Source organism: Ruegeria sp. CDSB136 (genome assembly GCF_059610965.1).
Genome location: NZ_JBXWOP010000062.1, coordinates 1 through 1,537, shown reverse-complemented (window position 1 = coordinate 1,537; position 1,537 = coordinate 1). Strand labels below are relative to the sequence as shown.

The 1,537-nt window shown below is 56.9% G+C and carries 1 protein-coding gene; it reads right to left on the bottom strand.

The window, feature by feature from the left end; all coding sequences use genetic code 11:
• Positions 1 to 76: 76 nt before the first annotated feature.
• Positions 77 to 1,462, bottom strand: a complete 1,386-nt coding sequence (locus AC2FIR_RS24090; RefSeq protein ID WP_496763507.1) for an IS1182 family transposase — start codon at positions 1,460 to 1,462, stop codon at positions 77 to 79.
• Positions 1,463 to 1,537: the final 75 nt, after the last annotated feature.

Here is a 1,537-nt window from a genome sequence, read left to right as displayed (position 1 = left end):
CGCCGATATTGTTGAAAAACAACGTGTTGCTGGCGCAGAGAGAGGCGTACCGAACTGAGCGCGAGTGCCTTTCTTGTCAGGCTTTGCTCGTTTGCTGCGGTGCGGGAAAGATCTTGGCCAGTTTTCGGAGGTTCTGGGCGGTGGCGGCGAGGAGGAATTCGTCGGTTGCACCACAAGGGCCACGTAATCGGAGTCGTCCCAGCCCGAGAATGCGTTTGAGGTGGGCAAACAGCATCTCAACCTTCTTTCGGAGCTTTGCCGAGACTTTGTATTGGGGCGTTTTGCGAATGGCGCGTGCCACATCGCGTGCGTCTTCATGTTCTTCGCGGGTGATTTTGCGAGCATCGGCGTTTGGGCAGCACTTCATCTTCGACGGGCACGCCAGGCAGGTGTGTTTGAGGGCCTGATACTTGGCCACGCCCTTGCCCGTCGGGCCACGGTTCGGATCAGAGTAGTTGCGACGAAACTGCTTGAGCGCTTCGCCCTCAGGGCAGATGTATTGGTTGTTCTCGGGATCCCATTCAAAGTCTGCACGGGACCATGTGCCATCTGTCCGGCCAGCTTTGTCGATAACGGGAATGTGCGGCGCGATCTTGCGCTTCACCAGCCAGTCCAGCATGGGGCCGGAACCGTAAGCGGTATCTGCGATTAACCGTTCTGGGTGCAGGTCGAACTTGTCTTTGACCCGGTTCAACATCGTCTTTGTTGAACCGACTTCTGCCTGTCGGATTGATCTGGTGGCTTCGACATCGACGATTACACCGTGATCCGTATCAATCAGATAATTTTCGGAATAGCTGAAGAATGCAGGGCCTTTGCGGGCTGCAGTCCATTGGCTGGCGGGGTCAGAATGTGAGGTGAACTTGGGCTGTACCTCGCTGGCCGCGCCGAATGCCGCCTCGTCCAGCGTGTCGAGATACTCGCGGACCGCGCGGGACGCATCTGCCGGGTCAATGCTTGCCGCGTCCCAGTCTTCCTTCGGTGTTGAGTTCCGTTTGTTAGCATCGGCTTCGATCAGGCTGGCATCAATCGCCATGCGCTGGCCGCTGACGAGACCTTCCTCAATGCAGCGTGCCACAGTTGTCTCAAACAGACGACGCAACAGTTCGCTTTCCCGGAAACGGCCGTGCCGGTTCTTGGAAAACGTGGAATGGTCTGGCACCCGGTCGTTCAAGTCGAGACGGCAGAACCAGCGGTATGCCAGGTTCAAATGCACCTCTTCGCAGAGCCGTCGCTCGGATCGAATACCGAAGCAATAGCCAACCAACAGCATGCGGATCAGCAGTTCGGGATCGACGGAGGGCCGGCCCGTGTGGCTGTAGAAATCCGTAAGGTGCGCGCGAATGCTGCCCAGATCGACGAACCGGTCAATCGAGCGCAAAAGGTGGTCTTGCGGGACATGATCCTCCAGCGAGAACTCGTAAAACAGCGACGCTTGCGCTTCCTGTCTCGGTCCCATCATGGCTGATCCCTCCCTTTAGGAAGAATTGAATCAGCAACTTACCAACCGATCAAGCCCGAGTTTTTCAACAAAATA